Annotated in this window: 11 protein-coding genes; 8 read left to right on the forward strand and 3 right to left on the reverse strand. The window is 41.9% G+C overall.

Features of this window, described 5'->3' with window-relative positions:
• Window positions 1–33 precede the first annotated feature (33 nt).
• Both H4K34_RS16925 and H4K34_RS16930 read left to right on the forward strand, forming a co-directional pair.
• On the forward strand, window positions 34–1,674 hold the full coding sequence (locus H4K34_RS16925; RefSeq protein ID WP_210758566.1) for a T9SS type A sorting domain-containing protein: 1,641 nt from the start codon (window positions 34–36) through the stop codon (window positions 1,672–1,674).
• 85 nt (window positions 1,675–1,759) lie between these two features.
• On the forward strand, window positions 1,760–2,611 hold the full coding sequence (locus H4K34_RS16930) for an aminotransferase class IV (protein ID WP_210758567.1): 852 nt from the start codon (window positions 1,760–1,762) through the stop codon (window positions 2,609–2,611).
• On the opposite strand, the gene H4K34_RS16935 is transcribed toward H4K34_RS16930, so the two are convergent.
• Window positions 2,598–3,122 (reverse strand): YqgE/AlgH family protein, encoded by a 525-nt coding sequence (locus tag H4K34_RS16935; RefSeq protein ID WP_246452150.1) that lies wholly within the window; start codon window positions 3,120–3,122, stop codon window positions 2,598–2,600. The genes H4K34_RS16930 and H4K34_RS16935 overlap by 14 nt on opposite strands.
• A gap of 116 nt (window positions 3,123–3,238) precedes the next feature.
• On the opposite strand from H4K34_RS16935, the gene pdxH reads away from it, so the two are divergent.
• The 5 genes from pdxH to H4K34_RS16960 all read left to right on the forward strand — a co-directional run bounded on the left by pdxH (window position 3,239) and on the right by H4K34_RS16960 (window position 13,462).
• On the forward strand, window positions 3,239–3,880 hold the full coding sequence (gene pdxH, locus H4K34_RS16940; RefSeq protein WP_210758569.1) for a pyridoxamine 5'-phosphate oxidase: 642 nt from the start codon (window positions 3,239–3,241) through the stop codon (window positions 3,878–3,880).
• Window positions 3,881–4,240: 360 nt separating this feature from the next.
• Entirely contained in the window at window positions 4,241–9,994 is a 5,754-nt protein-coding gene (locus tag H4K34_RS16945; protein ID WP_210758570.1) for a lamin tail domain-containing protein, read from the forward strand.
• A 17-nt stretch (window positions 9,995–10,011) separates the two neighbouring features.
• The gene (locus H4K34_RS16950) at window positions 10,012–10,191 is read left to right on the forward strand and encodes a hypothetical protein (protein WP_210758571.1); all 180 of its coding nucleotides are present in this window, start codon (window positions 10,012–10,014) and stop codon (window positions 10,189–10,191) included.
• 189 nt (window positions 10,192–10,380) lie between these two features.
• The gene (locus H4K34_RS16955) at window positions 10,381–11,898 is read left to right on the forward strand and encodes a T9SS type A sorting domain-containing protein (RefSeq protein WP_210758572.1); all 1,518 of its coding nucleotides are present in this window, start codon (window positions 10,381–10,383) and stop codon (window positions 11,896–11,898) included.
• Between the two features lie 49 nt (window positions 11,899–11,947).
• Window positions 11,948–13,462, forward strand: a complete 1,515-nt coding sequence (locus H4K34_RS16960; RefSeq protein WP_210758573.1) for a T9SS type A sorting domain-containing protein — start codon at window positions 11,948–11,950, stop codon at window positions 13,460–13,462.
• Between the two features lie 67 nt (window positions 13,463–13,529).
• On the opposite strand, the gene H4K34_RS16965 is transcribed toward H4K34_RS16960, so the two are convergent.
• Entirely contained in the window at window positions 13,530–17,600 is a 4,071-nt protein-coding gene (locus H4K34_RS16965; protein ID WP_210758574.1) for an endonuclease, read from the reverse strand.
• A gap of 147 nt (window positions 17,601–17,747) precedes the next feature.
• Between H4K34_RS16965 and H4K34_RS16970 the strand changes: the two genes are divergently transcribed.
• The gene (locus H4K34_RS16970) at window positions 17,748–18,344 is read left to right on the forward strand and encodes a hypothetical protein (RefSeq protein ID WP_210758575.1); all 597 of its coding nucleotides are present in this window, start codon (window positions 17,748–17,750) and stop codon (window positions 18,342–18,344) included.
• A gap of 53 nt (window positions 18,345–18,397) precedes the next feature.
• Here the strand turns inward: H4K34_RS16970 and H4K34_RS16975 are convergent, their stop codons facing one another.
• A complete protein-coding gene (locus tag H4K34_RS16975) occupies window positions 18,398–21,151 on the reverse strand; it encodes a hypothetical protein (RefSeq protein ID WP_210758576.1) in 2,754 nt (917 codons plus the stop codon).
• Between the last annotated feature and the right edge of the window lie 192 nt (window positions 21,152–21,343).

Consider the following 21,343-nt stretch of genomic DNA (forward strand, 5'->3'; position numbering starts at 1 on the left):
TTCCTTAAATTCGAAACAACAAATAAATAGCAGATGAAAAAAACATTACTACTTCTTTTGGCCTTCAGTGGTGTGGCTTCAGCCCAGCGATACACTACCGAAGTATTTAGCCAGGTAACCGTTACTCCTGATCAACGGTATGCCACAAATATCGACTTCCTTACCTCAGACTTTAGCGATCAAACTCAGGTTGTAGCTGATGTTACCGCTCTAAAAACTGCCTTGGCAACCGGGCAGCCTATTCCTGCAGCCTTTTATAATCCTGCAGATCCAAGCACGGATGTTAAAGTAACTGATCTGAATGCTGATGTTTATATGCCAGTTGGTGATACTGTTACTGATCGTCCTCTTGCTATTTATATTCACACCGGTAACTTCCTGCCTCCCGGCTTGAACGGCAGTATTAATGGTTCTAGAAAAGATAGTGCTGCTATTGTAATGTGTGAGAAATTAGCCAAGCGCGGTTTTGTTGCATTTTCTGTTGATTATCGTTTAGGCTGGAACCCTTTAGATCCTAACCAATTTGTACGTCGTGCCCAATTATTGAACGCTGTATATCGTTCTATTCACGATATCAAAGAATTGGTTCGTATAACTAAATACAATGCCAGTGTATTTGGAATCGACACTAACCGCATTGTTCTTTTTGGTGAAGGCTCTGGAGGTTATGTAGCCTTGGCTTATGCTACTTTGGACAAATGGGCCGAGGTAGAAATTGCCAAGTTTATCAATCCTGCCACTTCTCAATCATTTGTAGATTCTAACCTGGTAGGTAACCTCGAAGGTTTAGGGGGGAACTTGAACCTCTATAGAGACAATGGTTATTCTACTGATGTGAGCATGTGTGTGAACATGGGCGGAGCTTTGGCTGATATCTCCTGGTTGGAAGCTGGTGATCCTTCTATGATTTCTATTCAGTGTGTGCGCGATCCATTTGCACCTTTCGGAAATGGTACCGTAGTAGTGCCCACCACTCAAGATGATGTGGTAGATGTTTCTGGAGCTAATATATTCCAGCTTAAAGCCAATAGCTTAGGTAACAACAATGCCTGGATTAACAATACCTATAATGATCCGATCACTTTAGCTGCTCGTGCTCGTTACGGAGTAACTTATCCTTATATTTTCCCCGCTCCATTTGATACTATTACTGTAGCGAATGCAGAAGGATTATATCCAGTGATTCGTCCTTTAGCTGGAAGCTTGTTTAACAACAACGGTTCTCCATGGCAATGGTGGGATCCAAATGGTCCTATCGCTTCTGATACTTTAATTGCTGGTCCTCCCGTAATTACCTATCACATGGCTGGTTTAGCTAGTAACCCTAATATGTCACCAGCATTCGGTCGTGCTTACCAGGACACTATCTTAGGATATGTAACTCCTCGTTTGATCTATCAAATGAATTTGATCGGAACTGAAGAGTTCAACTTCAATAAGTCTATCTCCATGTATCCTAATCCTGCTCAGCACACTCTTTCCTTAGAGTTGATGGATGCTGATCTTGATTTAAGCAGCTATGAGATTATGGATAATACCGGTCGCATGGTTAGCGCTGGTAGCTTAGAAGGAATGAAAAATGATATCTCTATCGAAAGCTTAAAGCCTGGGGTGTACTTTATTAGTGTACAAACCAATCGTGGATCGGCAACTAGCCGTTTCATTAAGCAATAAGATTTAAAAAGCTTATCATACAAAAGCCCTGAACCACTGGTTCGGGGCTTTTTGCTTTATACCTTTGTCGGCCAATTTGGGGAGCATGAACTACAATCTCAACGGTTATATAATTCGCAATAAGCATCTCAACATTCAGCTCAATAATCGGGGCTTGAATTATGGGGATGGCATTTTTGAAAGCCTTAAATACAGCCGTAATCGTCTCAATTTCTTTGAGGATCATTATTTCCGTTTAATGGCGAGTATGCGAATTGTACGAATGGAGATTCCCATGAACTTTTCGCCAGAGTATCTCGAGGAGCAGATTCGTAAAACTTTGAAGGCAAATCAGCTTGAAGATCAAAGTGCGAGAGTCCGTTTATTGGTGGTTCGAAAGGCCGGAGGATTGTATAGTCCGGAAAGCAATGAAATTGATTTCCTCATTACAGTTAAACCTTGGGAGCACGATGCCTATGTGCTCAATGAAAGAGGAATGGAGGTAGACCTCTTTAAAGACTACTATAAATTAAGTGGCCTTTTAGGGAATATCAAGAGTACTTCAGCGCAGTTGTATGCGATTGCCAGTGTATTTGCGAAGGAGAATAATCTGGATGATGTATTGCTACTCAATGAGAAGAAGGAAGTAATTGAATCTACCAATGCCAATATCTTCATGTTGAAAGGTAAGGAGCTGATTACTCCACCTTTGAGCAGTGGATGTTTAAAAGGGCTAATGCGGAAGCAGATTATGGAATTAGCTCCGCAATTGGACCTAGACTTGAAGGAAGAGAATTTCTCACCCTTTGCCTTGCAAAAAGCTGATGAAGTATGGCTTAGCAATAGCATGCATGGATTGAGATGGGTAGAAAAATACCGTCGTAAAACCTATGCTTCTGAAAAAGCCGCTGAAATGCTGAAAAAGCTGAATGTGAAAGTGGCGCTTAGTTTAGACTAGGATCCATGGGTGCATTATGCCACAAAGCATAATCTCCGCCCATTTGTTTCATAATGGTTGACCAGAGTCCGTCTATTTCAGTTTCAAAGATCAAATCGGCGGTACTGTCCGCAACTAACCATGATTTTTGGCTAAGCTCATCATTAAGCTGACCGGAAGACCAACCGCTGTATCCCAGGAAAAATCGGATATCGGAAGGCAATACCATTTCAAGGGCAATCATCTCTTTAAGGATATCTAAATCACCTCCCCAAAAAACTCCCTCCATAATTTCTTCACTGCCGGGAATTAAGTCGCCTTTGCGATGTAAGAAGAATAGGTTATCACCCTGAACAGGGCCGCCCTCAAATATCTCAGCATCAAAGGAAGGGAAGTCTAGGACCAGATCATCAAAATCTACATCCACCTTTCGGTTCAGAACAAAACCCACCGTTCCTTCCTCATTGTGATCGGCTAATAAAACTACCGTCCGATCAAAATTGGGATCACCCAACATTGGTTCGGCAATCAAGATTTTTCCTTTATCCGGGATGCTCAAATTTAGACTCATCGTAGATCGAAGATAGTGGCTTATGGGTACTTTTGCAAAGAGAATTATCAACGAATTCTTAATAAAAAACGCAGGCCATGAAAGAGAAATTGCAAGACCAAAGAGTCGATTATCAAAAAGGAACTTTAAACCTGAATGAAGTTGCTGAGAATCCACTATCGCAATTTCAAAACTGGTATCAAGAATATGAGGCCTCGAAGCCAAAGGATCCAAATGCCTTTGTATTGGCCACGGTAGATTCCAAGGGAATGCCCCATAGTAGAGTATTATTGTTAAAGGGTATTGATCAAGGTGGTTTCGAATTTTACACGAATTATCAGAGCGCTAAGGGTCAGGAGCTTGCGGCCAATCCTAAAGCCAGCATGTGCTTTTTCTGGCCCGAGCTGGAAAGACAGATCAGGGTAGAGGGTGAAGTACAGAAATTAAGCGCTGAAGAATCCACCACCTATTTTAAAAGTCGTCCTCATGGATCTCAGGTTGGAGCCTGGGTTTCGCCTCAAAGCACGGTAATTGAATCTCGGCAGATATTAGAAGATCGATTGGCAGAATTTAGCACTAAGTACCAGGACGATGTACCACGACCTGAACATTGGGGCGGCTATCGATTGATGCCTAAGCGAATTGAGTTTTGGCAGGGTAGAAGTTCCAGATTACACGATCGGGTTCTGTATACGAAATCAGAAAATCAAGATTGGAAGCTCCAGCGATTGGCGCCTTAATTGAATATGAATAATTCAATTATTAGTGTGAATTATACCTTTTGCTTGTTAAGGCAGTATGAAGCCAAAAGGGTTGGGTTTTTAAGGTGAAGGCTAAGTTAAGTTTGGAGTCTTAAAAAAGATAGTGTAGAAACGTGAGATATTGCTAATCTTCAAATAGATATAATAGGCTATATTCTTTTAGGTTATTTAGTGATATTCCTTTTTCATGCTAAAATTAGCTTTCCTTAACAGCTAGGTAAAAAGCTTAACATCTGCTTGAAAAACGCTTAAACCTGCTTTGAATTACTTATAACTTTAATCGAAATTTTCAGGGCTTTTTGGCCTCTAGTTTTGTGGCATTAATCAAAATTCTGGATTATGCTGCAAAAATTAAAGTTCGTGGGATTGTTCCTTTTTCTAGGTACAATTCTCTATGGTCAAACTACTATCTATTCGGAGGATTTTACCGGACAGAACGGAAAAGGTGCGGTGGGCCCAGCCCCAACCATCGACGTATCTGGGGTAAGCTGGACAGTAGATGTTAGTTCGGCTTCCTTAACAGCTACCACCGACTGGTTTCAAGTAGTGAGCGAAGTATTCGAAGCTCGCGATATTGATGGTGATGCTTACTGGTTAAGTCCTTCAATTGACATCTCTGCCTATGCTAATGTAAGTATCAGTCTTGATGCAGCAGAAGATGGAACCATGGAAGCTTCGGACATCTTTGTTACCGAATATCGTATTGACGGTGGTGCCTGGACCCAAGCTAGCACCAATGGTTCTTTAAATGATGATTTTACCTCCGCTGTCGTAAGCGAAAGTGGATTAAACGGAGGGACTCTAGAAATTAGAGTAACCATGAATAATGGGGCCGGAACTGAATACCACAAATTAGACAATGTGTTGGTACAAGGAACGATTGCTACTTCTGATACTCGTGTAAATTTTGCCAGCTCTTCAGCTACCGTAAATGAAGGAGATGGCACTTATGATCTTACTTTATCCATTACGAATGAAGATGCGACCAATGCTACTACCTGCTCTGTAGCTATTATAGCAGGCGGTACGGGTACAGCCGCTGATGTAAATAACTATCCTAGTCCAGCTGCCCAGGCAAATGTTACTTTCCCAGCGGGAAGTGCGGCCGACCAAACTATCACCTTAACTATTACTGATGATGCATCTTATGAAGGTACCGAAAACCTGATTTTCGAGATTCAATCAGTAGCCGGGGGTTCTAATGCCGCCGTTGGTTCTGCCAATCAATTGGATTTAAGCATCATCGATAACGAGAATGCCCCTTTACCTTATAGCCAGGACTTTGCTAATTCTACAGTGCCCACAGGATGGACCTTTACGGATTTCACCGTGGCCAATAGCGCCAATGCCGGAGGTTCAGCCTATGAAGCAGAATTAACGTATAGCAATGATAATGCTGGTACCAGTGCAATTACTTCGGAGGCAATTGACGCTTCCGGTGCTAACCTTATTGACTTAAGCTGGAAGCAGAACCTGGATTATTATGAAGGTGGTACTGGTGCTGATTTTGTAATTAAAGTTCAAACCAGTACCGACGGTTCCACTTTTAATGATGTATATACTAAAACAGTATCTGCAGATGAAACCGGAACTGAAACGGTACAAATCAGTACTAGCAATGGAGCTGGAAATAGCAGTTTTTATGTTCGTTGGTTATATGCTTCTAATGGTGATCGCTTCTCTTATTGGAGAATTGATGATATCAGCCTAAGTACTGCCACTGTACCTAGCATCACTGTTGAAGACAATTCTCAACCTTCAGCCGCTAATGTTTCTCAAGGAGCCTTAAATCATATTTTGGCGGCAGTTTCGGCTGCTGTTGCTGATAACGATGCCACTATCAGTGATTTTGATGTAACCGTTAATGGTAGTTTTGATTCTGATGATATCGATAATTTCCAACTATTCTACGCCAGCAGCAATAGCTTTGGCTCGGCTAGTCAAATTGGTTCTGATATTGCAGGCAATGGAAACGGAACTTCTCAGAGCTTAAGCTTTAGTGGTTTATCAACTACTATTACTTCTGGGACCTCCGGATATTTCTGGTTAGTGGCTGATGTAAATGCTTCTGCCACTGCGTCCAATACCTTAACCGCGCAAATTCCTAGCCTTAGCTTTAATGCTGGTAATGTGACCAATAACTCCAGTGCTGCCGGAACTCAAACCATTGTATCTGCAACTCCTCGCGCAGTATTAGCCGATAATGGTACTCAGATTGCCGCTGCCAATGTACCAGGCGATAGTGCTAATCATGTGATTTCCAGTTTTCAGATTGCAATTAGCGATGCTAATGCCGACTTAAATGGATTGGATATCACTACATCAGGAACTTACCAAGCTTCTGATATTAGCAATCTTAAACTGTGGTATTCTACTGACAATAGCTTCGATGCTGGTTCAGATCAGATTTTGGCAACTATTGCCAGTCCAACTGCCGCAGGTGTACAATCTTTTAGCTCCTTTAATCAGATCCTTACCAATGGCTCAACCGGCTATTTCTTTATAAGTGTAGATTTCCCTTGTGCTGCTACTGCCACTAACACCATTGCAGTTACATTAATTGAAGATGCTGATCTTGGATTTAATGGAAGTACCAATACTTCTGGAACAGCCAGTGGTGCAGGAACTCAAACTATAATTAATACCAATCCAGCCGATGCTAGCTCATTTAGTGCTGGTGCTGGAAGTTCAGAAGCGAATTTAAGCTGGACTAATCCTTCTTGTTTTGATGAAGTAATTGTAGTAGCTCATACGGCAACTATTTCTGGAACTCCAAGCGGTAGTGGATATACTGCCAATTCTCAGGATTATTCGGATGCCAATAATCCAAGTTTCCCAACTGCTGGATCCGTAGTTTACAATGGCACCGGCACCAGTACCACTATCACCGGTTTAAGTAATGGAACTCAGTACTTCTTCAAGGTTTTTGCCCGTAAAGGATCAAACTGGAGTACCGGTGTGGAAGATAATGCTACTCCTAGTTCAGGAATTGCAGTATTCATTAATGAAATGTCTCAAGGTTCAGGTGGATCTAAAGAATGGATTGAAATCGTGGTTACTGAAAATGGAACTGACCTTCGTGGTTGGGATATCGGTGATAATGATGATGGTTCCTATTCTGAATTCTTAGAATTTAGTTCAGATAATGCCTGGTCGAATGTTGATGCCGGTACTGTGATTGCCATTTATAATAGTGCCGATGTAGACGCAACCATTACAGATAATACTGATTTTAGCGATCATCAAGTAACTATCGCTTCAAACAACAGTACCTATTTCTCAGGTACCTGGGGATCCTTCGGAAACTCTGATGGTGATGACCTTGCCGCAATTCGTGATGCCAGCAATGTGATTGTTCACGATATAGCGGTTACGCATCCATCTTCAACCATTAGTGGACCAGGTTCAGGTCAGGTTACTTATTATACCGGATCTTCCAGTGCAAACTCCGCTTTAAGCAATCCTTCAAACTGGACTACCGATGCTTCTACCAGTGGTACTCCTGGTGCTCCAAACGGAGGGGCCAACACTACCTGGATTCAAGGAATTCGCCCTGCAGCTGGTGCGGTGCCTACACCAATTGGTTTAAGTATTGGAACTTTCACTACCACTACTATGGATATTAGCTGGACTAAGCCCAGTGGTGTTTACGGAACAGATTGGGATGGTGTTTTAATCTTTGTTTCGGATGGTTCAAATGGTATCGATTTAAGTGCTAGCGGTCAGGATGGTATTGACTATACGGCCAATTTAGCTTATGCTAGTGGCACCTTTGCTACTGACGCTGGTATTAATGACAATGCCTATTGTGTGGCCAATCAAACCACCGATGCCAATGGTAGTATTACCGTTACAGGTTTAACCACCGGAACCACCTATTATGTATATGGATACACTTATAAAGTAGTAAGTGGAAACGCCGATGATGATGAATTCTCTAGTGAAGTTAGTGGAGGTAATGCTACCCCTGCAGCCCTTCCTTCCGCCGGTGACTTAGTGATCAGCGAAATCATGTACAATTCCAGCAGTACCGATGATGAGTGGATTGAAATCTACAATGCTTCGGGTTCCGCTATTAGCTTCGACGGTTCTTGGAGATTAAGCTATTCTGGAAACAACTTTGATTTAAATGGTTTCACCCTTAATGATGGTGCTTATTTAACTATTGCGTTAGGAAGTAATGGCGATGGTACTTTCAATAATGACAATGCCTTCACTCCAGACACCAACAGCTTAAATGTTCTGAATGCCAATGTGGCTTCTACCAACAATAGCAACAATTTGGGTAATGCCAGCGAAACGGTAGCTATTATATACGACCCAAGTGGTGCAAATCTTACTATCGACGAAGTAACTTATGATGATGCTTCTCCTTGGCCAAGTTCTGCGGATGGCAATGGTCCAAGTTTAACCTTAATGGATTTAGCTTCTGATAATACCCAAGCGGCCAATTGGAGAGCTTCTTATGCTAATGGTGGTACACCTGGAACAGCAGCTATCACTGAGCTTATCTATACCAGCTCTGCCTGGAATACTACTCCTAACAGTAGTACAGATTCAGCCAATGCTACTGTGAAAACCGGCGAAAGCTATTCATTTATAGCTGATGCAGCGGTGAAAGATTTGAGCATAGAGTCTGGAGCAACTTTAACCATTAGCTCGGGTAATGTATTAACCGTTCATGGTGATATCGCCAACAATGGCAGTATTGTAGTAGAAAGCGGTGCCAGCCTGGTACAAACCAAGGCTAGTGATGCGAACACAGGCAGTGGAAGCTATAGCGTAAGCCGTGCCTTTACACCTTTTAACCAAACCCGTTTTAGTTACTGGTCTTCACCGGTTAGCAATGCCAATATTGCTACCGTATTTAGTGCTTCTAACCCCAATGACCTGTATCAATATATCACCGGTACCGGTTGGTCATCTTATTCCAGCGGAACCATGAATCCTGGTCAGGGATATGCCGCTACACCTAGCTTAAATGGAGGAGTAAACTTCAATGATAGCAAGACCTTTAGTGGGGACATCAATAATGGGGATGTAAGTATTACCGTGAATAGTGTTAGCGCTGGAGACTATATCCTTTTAGGTAACCCTTATCCATCTGCTATTGACTTCACCGCCTTTGCTTCAGCTCATAGCGATATCGTTGCTACTGCTTATTATTGGGATGCTAGTCCATCAAATGCTGGTGATGCACAATATGCAAGTTGGAATGCTTCCGGTCATGTGGCTGCACCTAATTCTAACCGCAATAGCCCAAGTAGCAGTACTCGTGCGATGCAAGGTTTCTTTGTACAGGTAGCACCTGGCTATGCCGGTGGAAATTTAAGCTTCACTTTCACCAATGCCATGCGTGATGTGAGCGGCAATACCAGTGCTGGATTCTTCAAAACCGAGACTCGCGAGAGAGCCTGGTTTAATCTAAGCACAGATTCTGCGGCAAACCAAATCTTGATCATGTTGGATAATCGCGCCAGTGATGCTTACGATAACCTTTTCGATGCTCCTATCTACAAGGCCAATCAATACCATTCTTTCTATTCTATGCAGGATAGCTTAGAGTACAGTATTCAAGGTTTGCCTTATGTACAAAGCGGCATGGTGAAGAGCATTCCATTAGGTGTGGATGCATGGTACAAAGGAATGTATACCATCTCTTTGGATTCTCTGAATACCTGGGATGCAACTAATGCCATCATCTTAGTAGACAGCTTAAATGGTACCAAAACCGATTTAAGTCTGAATGACTATCAGTTTAGCGTAAATCAAACTGGAATCATCCACAATCGCTTTTACTTATTGTTGGGAACAGATCAGAGTATTGGCTTAGAAGAAAACTTCAGCAATGGCTTGAGCTGGTATCAAGATGCCAATGGAAATCTGGTGATCAATGATGATTTCAAAGCAGGCTTCCAAGAAATTGAAGTACGCGATATGCGCGGTCAATTGATTTACCAAGGTCAATTAGACGCCCAAAACATCCAACACCATATCGGAACTGAATCTTTCAGTGCCGGAGTATACTTGATCCATATGCTGGATCGTGAGCAAGTAAGCCACAGCAGCAAGGTGATGATCAAGAAGTTTTAATTAAAACCTAAGAGAACATGAAAACAATGAAAGTACTAGGCTTAGGGCTATTCTTAATGCTCGGTCTTCAAATGAGTGCACAGCCTGCACCGCCTTCTTCCGATAATACCGCGCCCATTCCTGGCTTAGCCATTTTGGCTGCCGCTGGTGCCGCCTTAGGAATCAAGAAGGTTCACGATAGTAAAAAGGACGCTTAAGCGCAGCTCCAATTTACTGGTTGTCCAAACCAAAGCCGTCTCGGTTATACCGAGACGGCTTTTTATTTTTATTGAGTATTTTGAAGGGCATGATGTTTAAGTTTTTGAAGATGAAATTTGGACCTTAGTTTTTACTAATCGGTTTACTGCAAGTTTTCTTGGGATTGGCAGTTCTCTTTATCAAGTTTTATGAAGCGTACTTTTTGTATAGTTTTCTTTTTCCAATTCATGGTAGCTCCCAGCTATGCTCAAACTTTTAACTTAAAGAGTTACGCAAATCGGCTGGATATTTTTGGTTCACCGGCTATGCTAGTTGAGGATAGCGTGCTGTACAGCTTTTCTATGATAGATGGTAGTCATACAGCTTTCACCTATAAGAAGTTTTCACGTCAAGGGCAACTTTTAGATTCTAATTACTACGATGTACAGGAAAAGGGAATTAGCCTTATTGGGATGAGGCGAAACATGCTACAGCGAATCAGTGGTTCCTCACTTTTATGCGTTCAGGATTTTTTTAATTCGGCTCGTGATACGACATTTCCCAGATTATATAAGATAAATAATGATTTAGATACGCTTTATTCTGTGAAATTGGATTTACCCGGAACTACTGAGGTTAACTCCTTTGATGTTTTAGTGGATTCCAATCAAATCGTCCTGCTTGGGCATTATGCTAATATAGATCTGCAACTGGGCTTGTATATAGCCCGCTATGATACTGCCCTTAACTTGTTGGGCTATTCAACTATACGCGACTTCAGACCCATCTATACTCCTGGTTATGGCCATGCCTACTTTCCATACCGATTAAGGAGAATGGCGGATAACTACTACATCACTGGGCGTTGTTTTTATGTCCATAAGTTTGTAGAGAGTTTTTTAGTTAAAACGGACTTACTAGGAAATAAAATTTGGGATAAGCGCTACAAGTATCTAGACTCTAATACGGTTAGTTTTGAAATTCTTCCAATAGGCCAAGACAGTTTGTTTCAGGCATCAATTTATCGAAGTAAATATATAAATGGGAATGGCTATAATAGGGCCATTTTTAGAGTTTTGGATTCAAATTGCAATGTATGGGATTCGATTGTTTACCCTGCGGAAGAAACGCAGTTTGAGTTTACCAATGCAATACGTTCGGCGGATGGTGCTATTCTTTTAACAGGCTTTTATTACCTGGACGGTACAAAAGGTTTTATTTGGAAACTAGATAAAAATTTGAATACTATTTGGCGGCGCGTCTATTACCATGGAGATTGGGAAGATAGTAGCTGGCTTTATAATATTGATCAGTGGAATGATGATGGAATTATTACAACCGGAACTTATTTCGATCGGTACTTAAACCCGAGCCCTTACAGTGTATATGTTTGGCTATTAAGCCTTGATGACTCTGGTTGTTTAGGAGCTGGAGATTGTGGCTCTGATATAAGCTTTGTGGAATGGGTTTTACCCGAACAGGGTTTGAGCGTGTATCCAAATCCGGCACATGATTACCTGAACCTTGAAATGGGACTTCCTGAATGTCAAAATATGCAGGGAACTGCTCACATTTTTAGTTTGGATGGTGAGCTTGTTTTAGAGGAAAAAGTTCAATTCTTCCAAGGGAAATTACGATTGGATGTAAGTAAGCTTAATCAAGGTCAGTATGTTTTGGAGCTGAAAACTAATACAAGCTTGTTTATGGTTAGGGTTCTAATTCACTAATACCAATTAGAAGAGCCGTCTGTAAGCTCGCCGCCTTTTAACTCTTTTAATGAAATATTTCTCATACATATTAATATTTCTCTTTTTAACAGGAGGCTCCAGCTATGCCCAGACCTTTGACATAAAGAGCTACTCAAATCGGCTTTCAACTACTGGTTCACCCGCAATGTTAGTTGAGGATAGCGTGCTGTACAGCTTTTCTGTGGTAGAAGGTAATCGCACGGCTTTCACCTATAAGAAGTTTTCGCGCCAAGGGCAACTTTTAGATTCTAATTACTACGATGTACAGGAAAAGGGAATTAGCCTTATTGGGATGAGGCGAAACATGTTACAGCGAATCAGTGGTTCCTCACTTTTATGCGTTCAGGATTTTTTCAATCCGACTCATGATACGGCATATCCTAGATTATATAAGATAAACAACGATTTAGATACACTCTATTCTGTAAAATTAGATTTACCTGGAACCACCACTATAAACTCCTTTGATGTTTTAGTGGATTCCAATCAAATCGTCCTGCTTGGGCATTATGCTAATATAGATCTGCAACTAGGCTTGTATATAGCCCGCTATGATACTGCCCTTAACTTTTTGGGCTATTCAACTATTCGCGACTTCAGGCCCATCTATACTCCTGGTTATGGCCATGCCTACTTTCCATACCGATTAAGGAGAATGGCGGACAACTACTACATAACTGGTCGTTGTTTTTATGTCCATAAGTTTGTAGAGGGCTTTTTGGTTAAAACGGATTTGCAGGGAAATAAAATTTGGGATAAGCGCTACCAGTACATGGGCTTAAATGGACTGGATGCAAGTGTGGTTCCCATTGGGCATGATAGTTTATTTATTCCTCACTATTTTCTATCATCTCAAGATAGTGGAGTAGATAAAGGAAAGGCAATTTTCAGGATAGTTGACACATCAGGTGTAGTCCTTAATGACAGTGCTTATTCTGATGAAGAAGCCTATTTTACAATAGAGTGCGCATGGCAAAAAGGTGGGTTTATTTATGTGATAGGGAATTATTATCTGGAAGGGGAAAAAGGTTTTGTCTGGAAGCTAGATAAGGGCTTAAATACCATTTGGCGACGTGTTTATTATCATGGTGATTGGGAAGATAATAGTTCGCTCTATAGTGCAGATCATTGGGGGGATAAGGGTATCATAGCAACCGGAACCTATTTCGATCGATACTTAAATCCGAGCCCTTACAGTGTATATGTTTGGCTATTAAGCCTTGATGACTCTGGTTGTTTAGGATCTGGAGATTGTGGCTCTGATATAAGTTTTGTGGAATGGGAGCTACCCAATCAGCAACTTAATCTCTACCCAAATCCAACGCAGGGTCTTATTAATCTAGAGATTTCTAATTCTGAATTGAAGGATGGTCTTGCGCACATCAGAATTTTTGAGCTTTCCGGGAAGAAGGTTTATGATACTGATGTTCTTTTTCTTGCTAATCAGTTCCATTTAAATTTAGGCTCATTGCATCCCGGTCAATACATTATTGAAGTGAAAACTGATAGTCGTTTATTCTTAGAAAGGCTAGTGGTGAATTAACGAATATTGATCTTGAAAACCGTCTTAATAAAATCTAAAGGACAATAGCACATCAAGGGGAAAACCACTACCGCATCAGCTTTAAAAGCTTCTCCTCATTAGGGTATTCAATTTGCAAAAGCAGTACTCCCGCATGTTCCTTAAGTGCTAATAGTGCTTGCGGACTGTATTCCTCTGTTTCATAAATAACCTGACCTTGCACATTCAGCACGCGAATGGATTTCCATTCTTTAAAAGAGTTGAGGTAAATGTCCCCAGCATCCAAATACCAAAACACTTCTTTGAAATGCACTTCGCTAAGTCGATGTTTTGATACTACTAATTGTAGTCCCTGACCTAAGCTTTGCGCTTCCAATTCCTGTTCTGGCTGAATGTCGATCAAATTGTTATTCGCATCTAGGAAATAATAGAAATAATCTTCAGGAGCATCCTTCAATTGAATATAGCCTTGAGCAAGAGCTTTACTTCCCAATTGCAAGGGATAAAGCTTAAATCCTTCCAAAGGCGCATCATGACGGATGATTAGTGCCTTATCCGCATCTAATTGGAAATAGAAAGATTGTTCATCCAAACCTCCGGCCAAAAGGGCATCTTCGCTAGCATTATAATCATCTTCAGCTCCTAGCTGATAACGCAATGCAATCTCAGAAAAGAAATTAGTGTCAATTCGCAAACCCAAGCGGATGGCTTTTTCCTCATTCATTTTATGTCTACCGCGATTATTTGCTGCGCGCATAGATTGACCGAGTCCAAAACTGCGGGTATTCATGCCGGCGCCAGTTTGAGCATGGGATGAATGCACGAAGAAGGCTTGTCCGGCCGGAATATAACCATTGGCATTATTCACACCCGTGCCATTCACATAGGCAGCGTAGGCACTGCCATTGTAGATCCAATAGCTTTGATCAAAACCTTCACTGTTAAAATCACTCTTGGCGCTCCAATCCAAAGCCGTAGGGAAGGGGTTGGGCAATAAATTCCAACCTCCGTTTCCATCCTGGGTGTTCATGCTTTGGTTTGCCGACCTTGTAGTGCCACTTAAGCTGATAATTAAAGGAACCGTTCCAAAATTGGGTGGACCAACAAAGAGATAATATCCTTTGTCCTGCGATACGATCGCATTGGAATCGTGCACTCCAATCCAGGTTCCGTAGGCTGTACTGCCATTAGTACCAATGTTTTGACCATTATTCAGATCCGGATCGTAATAAAACAAATTGCAGGAGTCGCAAGTACTGGAGCCCGCAGTAGCTGCATAGTTTAGCTTGGCGCCATTGCTCCATTCGATATCCTTAAAGCGAGCATCCGAAAAGGGAAAAGCAATCGGTTGCCAACCAGCGCGATCGATATAGTATTGCAAATTCAGGTAAACCGATGGACCCACATAAGAGCCCGTACCCAAATTATCGGCTTCCAGTATCAAGGAACCCGCCGCACTCACGATAGTATTTAAACTCAGCTTACCATTGCTAGCAACCAATAAGACCGCATTGCTGCGTAGATCCAGAGAGTTTACTTGAGCCAAGCCATCAATTTCAGCATCTTCACCAGGATAAATGATCAAATTTCGGTTTTGAGTGCTGCTGCTTGGTGCCTCATTATTTTTCCAAATACTACCATTCCAAACCAATGCATTGGAATGTCGACTCAAGCTGATATCATCAATACTCCAAACTTCGTTGGTCGAATTATTAGAAGCTTCAATCTTGATAGCCAGGGAGCTTACTGATTTTAAACCGAAAATTATCTGATGGTAGGCATCTGCTTCACGATAACCTCCGCCGGCAGGGCTGTAGCTGAGGTTTTGTCCGGAACTGCTAATAATTTGTCCACTGGAGGTATTGCTGCCACTACCGCTGGAATAGCTTCCATAACCCCATTTAGCATTGTTATTGCCATTAATAGTAAGGTCTGGGCTTGCGCCGAATCCGCCTCCATTTATATCCAGGTAAATTTTAATGTAATCCGCTCCGTCAGCTCCGTTTCCGGATGTTAAGGCTGTAGAACTTAAATTGATAACCAGACTTAAACTATCGGCCGATGAAGTGTTTACCCTTGCCAACACTAAGCTTTGACTGCTATTGTTTACCTGCCAGGAATTGGATCCACTTAAAATACGTTCATTCGGAGGATAGTCCAAAGCACCAAGATCACTGCTGATAGCTCCATTACCGGAATTTAAGGTCCAATTATCGGAGGCATCTCCTTCGAAACCTTGAAAATAAAGTTGAGCACTACCACTGCCTTCAGCATCAGGAAGGCTAAGAGCTGCACTTACTGGACTACTATAGGAATTCCCATCAAAACTATAGGCCGCAAAACTATAGTGGGCCCCCTCATTTAGTCGAGTAATAGGAGCGAGGTTGGCTGCAGGACCGAAATAGGCCACTTCAGCAATTCCTTGAAAGCTTTGCCCAACACTGTACAAACCGCTGGCGGTGCCAAAATTTAAATTGGCGCCTTCGCCGTAAACCAGCAAGATGGAATCCCCATTACTATTTGCCGTTAACTGTACTTGGGCGGCAGTAGGACTGTAAGCTGTTACTGCTAGCTGAGGGGCCGTCAAAGCGGATTCCAGCACTATATGATCAAAACCCCCAAAATCGGATCCACCATCTTGCTTGGCTCTTAAACGCAATTGAATTTGATTAACCGCATCGGGAATGGATAGGCTAATGCTTTGCCATCCACCACTGGATATACCGCCAGTAGCACCTTGAAAGAGAGTTACTACTCCTTGACTGACATTATCATAGAGAAGCTCATATTCTAAAAGGTCACTGCTTTCAAAGGCTTCTGCATAATAGTCGAAGCTCAATTCAACATTGCTTTGAGCACTGATATCAATGGTTTGGAACTCGAGGATGTGGTAAAAATTTCCACCGCCATTGCTATTATTCAAATCACGAATTCCCCAGAATTGATTGCCATCACTGGCATTGGCTACTCCGCCATTGGAGCTTACCACATCCCAGATATCATCATTTAAATTATAGGCAGTAGGGTTGGCGGTATAATTCCAAGTATCGCTGGCTGTGCCTTCAAAACTGTTTTGGTATAGAGAAATTAGGGAACCACCAGTAGTGCTGATCGACTTTTCAATACCGGTGCTGTAGGTATTAGAGCTGCCAACTGACCATAATTTGTATTTGTAAACCGTGCCAGAATTTAAACCAGTATGATCCGGAATATTGGCAGCAGGACCTTTATACAAAACCGTACCTCCACCACTAATGCTACTTCCAGCGCTTAAGCTTCCACTGGGTGCACCAAAGCTTCCATTGGCAGAAGTAAAGGCCAATAATACGTCGTCACTGGATGAATTGGCAGTAGCACTAAAACTAATACTGCTTGCAGCGGCGGTCAGACTAAAGTTTTGTGGATCTGCAATGGCATTGGTAAAACGGTCTTGAGCAGTTGGACCACCCCAAATGCGAGTAGCAAAAATGGGATTATCAATAAAGGGATTACGGTTCCCCTGAGCCTGATAAACTTCATCATTGCGTTGATCTTCTAATGCCGAAACTGGATCAATCGCATTCCATTGGAGAAGTAAAGTCATGGTGGCTACATCGCTTGCCTCGCATTGACTGCTGTAGCGCAAGTCCATATAAAAGATGGCTCTGGCTACATCACCACGCCAATCATCGCCAGGGTAAAAACCAGTGCTACTTACGGAACCATAGGATCCTGAACCGCTTTCGTAACGCTTATTTCCTCGGGAACCATTAATACTATTGGTACAGGGTGCCAAATTATGGGCATCGGCCCCAGAGCCAGTGGTGCCTAAACTAGGATTGGCTAAAGATTTTGGGAAAATGTGCTCACGCGTCCAGCCTGTACTGGCAGTTCCGGTACCACCGCCACCATAACTATTTGTTTTTGGGTCACTTAAACCACTGTAGATAAGAATAACATTGGCAGTGTTATTAGGATCTTCATTAGCATCTTTCAATAATTGAAAGGCCGTACTATAACTAATGTTAGTAGTATGAGTAGTAGTGATAAGATTTGTTAATGCAGTTTCTAAACTGCTACCAGTTGCAGAGGTATTTATAGAATTGTAATAAGCGACATTTTGAGCTGATAGATTGAATATCAGTAATATGCCGATAATTAAGGGGGTAAATCGACGCATGAGGGTAGTTTGAATAAAAATCGAACTATTTGGGCTGCATTTTCGTTAAGCCAAGGTTATTTTTACAAGTAATTTCTATGCTCATTAAATGGGATTGGTCGCTTTGGTCTGGTTCTTGTTTTGATGGGCTCAAACTAAAATATCAAAATGAAAAAGTTCTATTTTCTCAGTTTACTAAGTCTGGCCTTTTTAGGCATGCAAGCCCAAACTGAAACTCTTTTGGGATCTAATTTTAAGGTGGGCGGATTTGGCGGTCCTCTTTTTCAATTTAGCAGTGTAGATGGCAATTTCGCCTATTACTCCGGTGGTGGAGGCGGGGTGATCCTCGATGGTAAATTTTTTATCGGTGGTTTTGGAATGGGCTTAAACACCCAGCATAAATATGATATTCCCTATGTGGGTATACCTGTGGAACATGAATTAGACATGGGCTATGGCGGTCTTTGGTTGGGATATATTTATCGTCCAACCAAGGTGGTGCACCTTAATTTTTCCTTGCCTATTGGTGGTGGAGCTGTTTCTTTTGATCGGGTAGGTGATGGTTACGATATGGATATTAATGATGGCATTTTTGTGATCAACCCAAATTTGGGCATGGAATTAAACCTCACCAAATGGATGAAGTTTACAGCCAATGCAGGTTATTTGATGGCGATGGGATTGGATAATGATTATATCGCTAGCGATGCTCTGAACAGTCCAAACCTTACATTGGGCTTCAAGTTTGGCTATTTCGCTGAATAGTAAAAAGATAGTATAATTGATATAAGGCTTGCTTCGAAAGAGGCAGGCCTTTTTTAATAATAGCCGCGGCGTAGGCGATTAATGATATTGCCTAATTGCAGGTCTAATACAAAGCGCACATTAGAAAGGTAATTTGCTTCTGAATAGAAATTGCGATCCTGATTTTGAATAGGAAGATACAGTTCCACAAAATCTGTAAGCAAAGCCAAACGCACTCCATAATCCCAATACATCTGCTCTTCAGACCAGGCGATATCAGCGAAAGCGCCTAAGGGACCTACAAAGGGCACACTTAAATTAGAGCTTAATAACCAGGAATCCGCGAATGCCTGGGTTTCCGATTTAAAGCCACCATCGGTAGTAAAAAACTGCCGACTCCAAATTCCACTTTGATCGGAGCGACCAATGAAATAATAATCGAAGAGGTAATCCGGAGTTCCGCTGAGGCCAAAGCTGTAATAATTATCGCGTAAACCTTGATCTGCCAGATTATTATACAGGAAAGCGCCCGCAAAGCCTCTTAAGATTAACCACTTTTTATTGGGCAGCATCCAACGTTGATCGTAATCAGCGAAGATTTTTCCAAATTGATCAGCCGCTTCAAAGTGGAAACGGAAAATAGTAGGTCTAAGCAGGGAAGTGTATTCCATGCGGTAATTAGCATTAAAAACCGAGAAGCTGGCTGTTTCCAAATTTCCTTGCGGATTCTCTTGATCCGGGGCTAATTCGCGATTTAATAAGACTCCTCTAAAGCGTAGGCTCTGTATATAAGGACTGCGAGGATACTTTTTACGCAGGTATAAATTTAGAGAAGGAGAGATGCGATAATAGGCCAGGTCACGGTCGTAATGGTTGTAGCGACTGTAAACACCTAAACGGATTTGCCGGAAGAAATTGCTTTTTGGTAATACCCAATTGTAGGCCGCTGAAGCAGTTCCGGTTAATTTCCCAGTTCCGGTGCTGTATTCGGGTACCAATAGGTATTCAAAAGGTTTTTGAACCAGAATGGAACGATTGGAAAGGTTTATCCCCAGCAGAAATTGATCGTAGGCATTGTAGTAAACACTGGGAACATAAAAAATCTGACTGGCCTCGGCTGCTTCAAAGCTGTTGTACAATTGGAAGCTCAAAGGCTCCATTCTTGGCAAAAGCCAGCGATTGTAATAGGTATTGTTTTTTTGTCGGTACTCAGCATGATTGAGATGTGCATTAATCACCACCTTATCATACTCTTCATGGTACATCTGCACCGAACGTTTGCCCTCATGGCCACCATACCATTCGGTTAATACCGCTTTCCCATCCTTAAATCCGGTAAGGGAGTAGGGCAGGGCTAAATCACCCGTATTGCGAATAGTAGCCGTGCTTACGGTTGGGCAATGCTCCTGACGCACTAATTGATAGTCGTACAATCCTGCGCTATGCAAGGCCGGGCCAAAAAACCAATCCATGTTTTTAGGGCTGTAATAGCGGAGGGAATACTCCAGTGCAGTATAGCTAGACGCTGCGCTGTCATTGGCGGCAAAGTTGTGCATAGAGCGTACAAAGTCGCGTGGACTGAGGTAAGCCCGCAAATGGCTAAGCACTAAAAAGCTTTTCGCCTGACTAATGGCCTCGTAGTTTAAACGAGAAAGGGAATCTACCGGACAGCTTAATGATTGATCCAAGCCTTGGCGTTGCAAAAAGAGAAAGAGGAAACGATTTTGATAGGCGAAATCAAATTCATCAAAACCGAAAAGACCATTTAGAATAGGGCTTTGAAAAGGTATCCAACGCTTTTGCGGATAGCGACTTTCAATAAACTGATATTTGTAATAATAGGGAATGCCGCGAGCTATCCAAGGCCTTTGCCAGCCATCGGTAGCTTTTTGATAGCGAAAGAAGGATTCGGCCAAAGCTTGAACTAAATCAAAACGGAGATCAATCCAATCTTTTGGCCTTTTCAGGCTGATGAGTTCGGCACTTTGGTATTCGCCTTTTTTGGAGTCTAGGAAAATATAATTGCGTTTCTGGCTTAATTCTCGTCCAATTTCTTGCTTAAAAAAGGCATCAGCTTCTTCTAAAGCCAGCTCTAGATTGGCGGGGAAAATGGGGTCAGCTTGACTTAAATACAGTTTAGAACCTGATTTCAATTCATAGATTTCCCAATGCTTGGCAATGAAGAATTGTAAGGATTTGGATTGGCCAGCAAAATGAAACCATTCTCCTTGACGAACTTGAATAGGCAAATTACTTACGACCTCTTTGCCTTCCGGTAGATGCAGACTTAGTTGGAAATGCTCCGAAGCAAAATAGCCATCGTAATTATAACTAAGCGGATGACGATGCTGCGAATGGAGAATGATTCTGGGAAGTAAATCAATAATTCGACTTTCCGATTTTAACCGGCCATTCCCGGTGAATTTCGCATCCGGTAAAAGAAAGCGGTACTCAATATGAATCTGCAGGCTGTCATTTTGATCTAAGGGAAGCTCCAGGAATTCACTTTCTAAAGAAGCAACTACCTCTTTGTCATTCAAAAGGAGCTTATCGATTTGCAGCCAGGCTAATTCATCTTTTTTAGCAAAATGCAGATCTGGATCTTGAAAATCCCTTAGTTGATCATTTAAAAAAGAGCCTTTATCTAAATAGGCCTGCAATGGAAAGTGAATGCTCAGGCAATCTTGGTTGGATGGTCTTGGACCTTTGTAATCAAGAACAGCAATAGCGGTATCGCCCTGCATGTCAATACTATGCTTGTTGATTTGGGCCAGGACTTGCAAATGCCCGGTTAGCAATACTAATAGAAAGCAGAGCTTCTTGATCATGGCCCCAAAGATAGTAGGGGTCTATAGAATAGTAATTCAAAATTTGATTTTGATGACTTATGAGAGTCACCCTGTTTAATTGAGGGGTTTAGTTAATGAAATTCATGATAATTGAATTTGACCCCTGTTTTATTTGGGGTGTTAATTTGTTTTTCTTGTTTTTTAAAGAAGTGGCCCCTATTTTCGATTCAA

It is taken from the genome of Croceimicrobium hydrocarbonivorans (assembly GCF_014524565.1).
In the GTDB taxonomy this organism is placed as follows: Bacteria; Bacteroidota; Bacteroidia; order Flavobacteriales; family Schleiferiaceae; genus Croceimicrobium; species Croceimicrobium hydrocarbonivorans.